The organism is Bradyrhizobium sp. LA2.1, from assembly GCF_040547725.1.
Classification (GTDB): Bacteria; Pseudomonadota; Alphaproteobacteria; order Rhizobiales; family Xanthobacteraceae; genus Bradyrhizobium; species Bradyrhizobium barranii.
Window position 1 is genome coordinate 1 of sequence record NZ_JBEPQI010000069.1, and the last position, 5,722, is coordinate 5,722.

A 5,722-nucleotide genomic window follows, 5' to 3' on the forward strand; every position below is an offset into this window, starting at 1 on the left:
ATCGTCTGCCATCACAAGGTGTCCACCTATTTTGGTGGACACCTCATGCATCAGAGCACCCAAAAGCAAAAGGTGCAGGGAAATTCGCGCTTACGGTCAATCTTGTCGGTTTTCCCGCGAGCCGCTGACTTCCGCTCTAGCCTGATAAGCGGACTCGTCAGATCGGACCGGCATGTCTCAAACGGGCCATTAGCGGAACAGTCGCGCTCTCGCTATTTGGAAGGCTTCTTGGTCCAAAGGCGGGTATGTTGCCATTTGCAAGGCAGGCCCTGTTCCCGCGGGATGGTTCTATGGACGCGAAGTCAGCCGCACGATTTAAACAGCACGTAGAGCGAGTCATTGAGGAGTTATCCTTGGCGCTCTGAAGCCAGGAGATCGTCTATTCACGGGCCGCAGAGGGCCGGACCGCAGCCTGACGACACGGCAGTATGCACGCCTGCGATCGGACTGGCTGGCCGGTATAGGATTGGACCCTCACCTGTTCGGAACGCATTCACTCCGACGAACCAAGGCGACGCTCATCTATCGTCGCACCGGCAACTTGCGAGCCGTGCAGCTCCTGTTGGGGCATACAAAAATCGAGAGCACCGCTACCTCGGAATAGAGGTCGATGACGCACTCGCAATAGCAGAACAGGTGGACGTCTGGCTGCCCTGGCAGAGCCGACCTGCCCTGCCCCTCCGTTACAGGAGGCTGCGGGCCCGAAACGGAAGTCGCGCTGCGTCATTCAATCACTTCATCGCCCGTGGATCGCCGTCGCACCAATTGCGAACACCACTCTCCAAGTCTCGTCCAATCGATGCCTCGCACAAAAAAAAACGGCCCCAGCATCGGCCGGGGGGCATGATGATGCTGGGGCCTCCGGACAGGCTCTGACCTTGTGGGACAGAGACCGTCACCGGAAAGACAAGCCGGGCAGCATCCGGACGTTCCCAGCCCAAGTCTTAATCTCCGCTACTTCATATCTCTTGCCCGAGAGCGCGCGGGATCTAAGCCGCGCCGCCCTCGGGTGCAACTGTCCAGTCCCAGCTGGATTCCGTCGCCGTAGGCAGCCTAAGCGATTCCAACGCTAGGCAGACCTAAGCGACACCTTTTCCACACCACGACGGGCAGTAGCTCGAGCTCGTTCCGCGCCGCCAGGTTTTGACGCAGGTTTTAACGAGTGGCTTCGGGAACGTTCGGTGGTGGCGTTGCTTGGAGAGCAATGACGAGCACGACCGTAGTTCTCATTCCCGGCATGCTGAACGCCCTTCGCCTGGTGCGCGTCTACGGCTTTATGGTCGAGCGCAGAGACGGCCTGTATTACCCCGGCAGCAACCAGCCGGCATGCTCGAAGGCTTTGGCAGAGAAGATGGTTGAAGGCGGCTGGCTGGTGAAATACGGAGAGCGTTATCAACCTACAGAGAAGGGTTGGCACGCAGGAGAAGCCGGTTGAGAAGTTTGGCTGCTGTCCGAGTCGCCAAATGATATCAAACCTGAGAAGGTTCCTGCAAAGGCGTGAGCCCTATCGCTCCTCGCCCTCAAGCCGTTGAGCTTCATTTCGATAGTTTTGTAGCCATCTCTTCGAGAGCTTCCCGGCCCAGACCGGGGAGGCAGAACTTCGCCTTCTCCAAGGTCGAGGCCGTCATATCCCTCAGGCCTTTAGGGGGTCTTTCTGACGGTTCTCGATCGACGCAGCCGCCCGACGGCAATCTTCGGCGACCTTCAAAAGGCCGACGCGCTCAAGCTCCATGGAAGCTATCGCTGCATGTTCACGGCAAATTCGCTCTAGTCTACGGAATTCCCTTAGCTCTCGGTCCACGTGCCCTCCGCGATGTGAGGCAATGATCACGTCAACGATCGACTGATGAGAAGTGACGATCCGTAAGCTTCCCGTAAGTAAGGCTAAGCAAAACGGGAAAATCAAGCAACTCTTTAGCAGCGCTTAGAAATGGAACCCGAACACCACGGCGCCCTTTAGAAGGCGCCGGTGTGAAACGGCGGGCGATGTCCACACCCACGACAGGCAGTATATCGCGAGCGTTGTTACAGGTCGCAAAAAACGGCCCCAGCACAACTAGATGCCGGAGCCGTTGGAAGCCTTGGCGGTAATGGGGGCGCCAAGGTCTACTAAGGTGTAGGAAGATTCGGCAATCGGGTCTGTATGCCCTCCGACATAGGCGGCGCACTGCTCGCGCTCTCTGAGTGATCGACGCTCCTTAGCTTTTCCACACCCACGACCCGCGGTGGCTCATGCTCGTTCCGAGCCGCTAGGAATCGATAATTTGCAAGGTGCATGCGATGCCGGTTTGATCGAGGCATGCCTCGCCCCGCCAGACGCCACATGCCTACGCATGCCGACGGTCGACCGCGCAAGATCACCATCGGCGAGATGCGGGAGATGGGCGTTCGCGGCGTGCTGATCTATTGCCATTGCGGCCATCACATTGCTCTGGACGCCGACCGCTGGCCTGACAGTGTAAGGCTTTCCGATCTCGAGCCGCGGTTCGTCTGCCGGGGTTGCGGTAATCGCGGCGCCGAGGTTCGGCCGGATTTTGAACGTGGCAACCCGCAGCTCGCAATCATGGGGTACCGAAACACGCAATGACCAAGGGCTGGGGGCGGCTTTTCGAGGAGCCGATCGAGGTGGACGGCCGCAAGCTGGTGACCCAACGCCCTCTTTTACGACCAGTGAGGAGCGACGATTGCAGCCATGCTGAACGCCACAACGCAGGCGGCGGCCAGGGACCACAGTGCTATGGCGATCTCTCTCTAGGCATGCGTATTGAACGACACTCTGTGGAACGGGTTCCTAAGTGGACGAGACCGCCAACTCAGACGGCCCGACACCAGCCGTAAGTCTAGCGCCGGGCCTAACCGGGCGGCGTCGGGGAAGCCAACCCCGCGGGGCTGTTCACTACCCTACGCTCGCTTTATCGCCCGCACCGTAAATTTCGTGAGAGCTTCAACCGTCCGTTGAGGCTGTAGACCCCTAACTAAGCGGAAGCCCGTGGGCCCTCTCGAGACTGGGCCGCGGGAAACTTTAGGGCCTTGTGCTTGGGGTCCAGGGCCCGCCAGCGCGAACTGCGCATACGAAGAGGCCTCCAACTGGGAGGCCTTAACTTCAGGTGGGGACTCTTAGACCGGGGGACCGCAGCCACTCGCTGATGTGCGAGCCGGTTTCAGCCTGCCGTGCTTTCCTTTCGACGGCTTCGCGCAGATTGCCATGCGGAAGCAATTCGGCTTGTTCATGCAGGCGCTTCGCCTCTTCGGCGAGACGTTCTTCAAGGGATTGGGTTTGCGTGAAATGCCGACGCATGGCGCTGCTCCTATCTAGAGGAGGCGGGAGCGCTAATGGCGTTCTCATCACCGATGAAAGCCAGGGCCGCGCGGTGATAAGGTGGAGGGTAGCACATCTTTGTTCCCCGTGATGGTCAATATTGCTCACCTCCGAGGCCCGCCAGCGTGAACCGGCGGCGAGGAGATCGCCAACTGAGGCGGCCTTACTTCTTTTGCTCGGGATGAAGCGCAGCCCTTTGGACTTGCATCTCCTCAATGAGCTTTTTGATCCCGTCATGTGCTAACTGATCGTTTATTCGAGTCGCATGACGACGGTAGCGCTCGATCTTTCCGTCCAGTTCCTTGCACTTGTCGCACATCATCATTCCGCATTCGCGCTGGATGGGCGGTCCCCAATGACCGTCCTCAAAGTTAGACGGCCAAGCTGTCGATTTTGTTCATCTATCGAATTAGGACACCCCCAAAATCAACTTAGGACACCGGAGCTTAACCACGGACAGCTCCCCTTTTTCAGGGGGACCGTTCAGAGGAACCGCAAGGGCGGCGAATGTTTGAGTCATCGCTTGCTCGCCGGCAGAGCTGGCGGAGCGGCCCCGGCCTACCCCCTCGACCCCTGAAGCCGGGGCCGGCTCTCCGCCCAAGGACAGCCTTGAAGTGCGTAGCCCTGCTCCTGCGAGTTCAACTGCGCGGAAGTCGGAGGGAGAATGTCGTTCCCGTTTGTTCGTTAGAGGCGACAGAAATTTCGCCGCCGTGGGCTTCGACGATTAATTTCGCGATATAGAGACCGAGGCCCAGATGTGTACTGTGCTCAGACTCATCGCTGACGTCCTGGCCGCGCATCCAAGAGTGAAATACTAATTTTTGTGTGTCCGTGGGGATTGGTGAACCCATGTTGTGCACGGCTATTGTGACGGTGTCGGGGTCGTTGCCTACGATCCTCACAGTGATGGGCTGCTCTCGGTCGCCATATTGGGTGGCGTTGCCCATCAGGTTCGACAGCACCTGTCCCAGGCGCGCAGCGTCACACGAGCACGTAGGATCTCCGTCGTGCGTGACCTCAAAATCACGATCCGTGTGGATGGCGCGTAGCTCATCTGCAATCTCCTGACAGAGCGCCACCATGTCGATTTTGGTCTTTACAACTGGGATTTCAGTACCGAAGGACGAGCGCGTGAGATCGAGTAAGTCATTTAAAATTTGTGTCGCCCGGCCGGCCGCCGTCCTAATCTCCGAAACCACCTTTGCCTGTTTCGGATTTGTTATTCCGGATCGCTCCATCCACTGAGCACCCATCGAAACCGCGCCTATGGGGTTGCGCAAATCATGACCCAGCACGCCCAAGAACAAATTGCGGGAGTCATTAATCGTCTTAGTGTAGTGAGCTACCGACTCCGTGACAGCCTGATCAATCGCTTCATTGAATCGCGTGAGGTCTTCAACATCGGTTGCAGCCAGCCCTTGATGATGAGCCACCCATTGCTTCACAACACTTGCGCGAAGCGCCCGGTATTCGGAGACCATCTGGTCGATGTCAAAACCATCGGCAAGGCGAAGAGCGGCATGAACCTCAGCCGCGCTCTCGGAAAACGGATTTTCTGGAGGGCCCACGCCGCGCGATTTATCAAACCTCTCTCGCGCAGTCTGCGCAGATTCGAGGTCGTCTGCAATAAACCCGAGAATATCCACGACATGATCTTGCAAAGCTAGCTTCGTCATCTTGTCGCTGGCCGGCGATATAGTTCGCGCGAAATCGATCCATTCCTTGACGATAGCGGCGTGGTTTTGCCGAATGAAGTCCGCCAGCCGGCGTTCATGCCCTCGTGTCTCACTTGGATTGGTCACAGCCGGCCCCTTTGCGCATGTTGAGTATTCTGCCGTGGTTTCTTTTGTTAAGGTGAAAGCCCGGCATGCTTCGAGTGAGTTCAGAAACGCTTGTTAGCGGCGGCGCAGGCTGAAGAGGTCAATGACCGAAGCCGCCAAACTTAGGCGGCCCTACTCTTTCGGGGCGGGGGGGTGATTGGCGGCCTTCGCTTCCGTCGCCTGTGCGATCAGGATTGCAATTTCGTCCAGTGTTTGCCGGTCGTTGATCCCGAGTGACAATCGTCGATATCGGGCGATCTTATCGTCGTACAGAGTGCACTTTTCACACATGCTTCCGCTCGCATATAGGGCGGGAGCATGAAGCACTCTCAGTCACCGATGGACGCCTCGGACTGGGCGGTGATCTCGGGACCATAAACCAGAACTCGGGTTCCCGACAGAAGGAACACAGCCCGCCAACGGAGGCGGCCTCAATGCCTGCGCCGTTCGACCGCGAATGTGAATTTGAGGTGGAGCACCGGACCGATGTCGTCCCGGACTTCAATCGACATCTGGTGGCTGCCGTCCCCTGGGGTCCGAACGGCATCTCGGGCCATATCGCCAGCGAGCGCGCCGCCTATTC

The 5,722-nt window shown here is 58.2% G+C and carries 4 protein-coding genes and 1 pseudogene; 3 read left to right on the forward strand and 2 right to left on the reverse strand.

The genetic code is table 11. The annotated features are described in order from the left end of the window. Positions 1-364: 364 nt before the first annotated feature. The 3 genes and pseudogenes from ABIB95_RS47100 to ABIB95_RS47110 form a co-directional block, all read left to right on the forward strand. A pseudogene (locus ABIB95_RS47100) lies at positions 365-645 on the forward strand (tyrosine-type recombinase/integrase); the annotation flags it as partial. Positions 646-1,204: 559 nt separating this feature from the next. Then, complete coding sequence (locus tag ABIB95_RS47105) at positions 1,205-1,435, forward strand: hypothetical protein (protein ID WP_135217208.1); 231 nt, start codon at positions 1,205-1,207, stop codon at positions 1,433-1,435. Positions 1,436-2,299: 864 nt separating this feature from the next. Further along, a complete protein-coding gene (locus ABIB95_RS47110; protein ID WP_135217207.1) occupies positions 2,300-2,587 on the forward strand; it encodes a hypothetical protein in 288 nt (95 codons plus the stop codon). Positions 2,588-3,103: 516 nt separating this feature from the next. Here ABIB95_RS47110 and ABIB95_RS47115 read toward each other — a convergent pair. Together ABIB95_RS47115 and ABIB95_RS47120 are read right to left on the reverse strand one after the other, a co-directional pair. Next, positions 3,104-3,298 (reverse strand): hypothetical protein, encoded by a 195-nt coding sequence (locus tag ABIB95_RS47115; RefSeq protein WP_084795114.1) that lies wholly within the window; start codon positions 3,296-3,298, stop codon positions 3,104-3,106. 659 nt (positions 3,299-3,957) lie between these two features. Continuing rightward, positions 3,958-5,121: a sensor histidine kinase gene (locus tag ABIB95_RS47120; RefSeq protein ID WP_063982901.1), complete on the reverse strand. Its 1,164-nt coding sequence runs from the start codon at positions 5,119-5,121 to the stop codon at positions 3,958-3,960. Between the last annotated feature and the right edge of the window lie 601 nt (positions 5,122-5,722).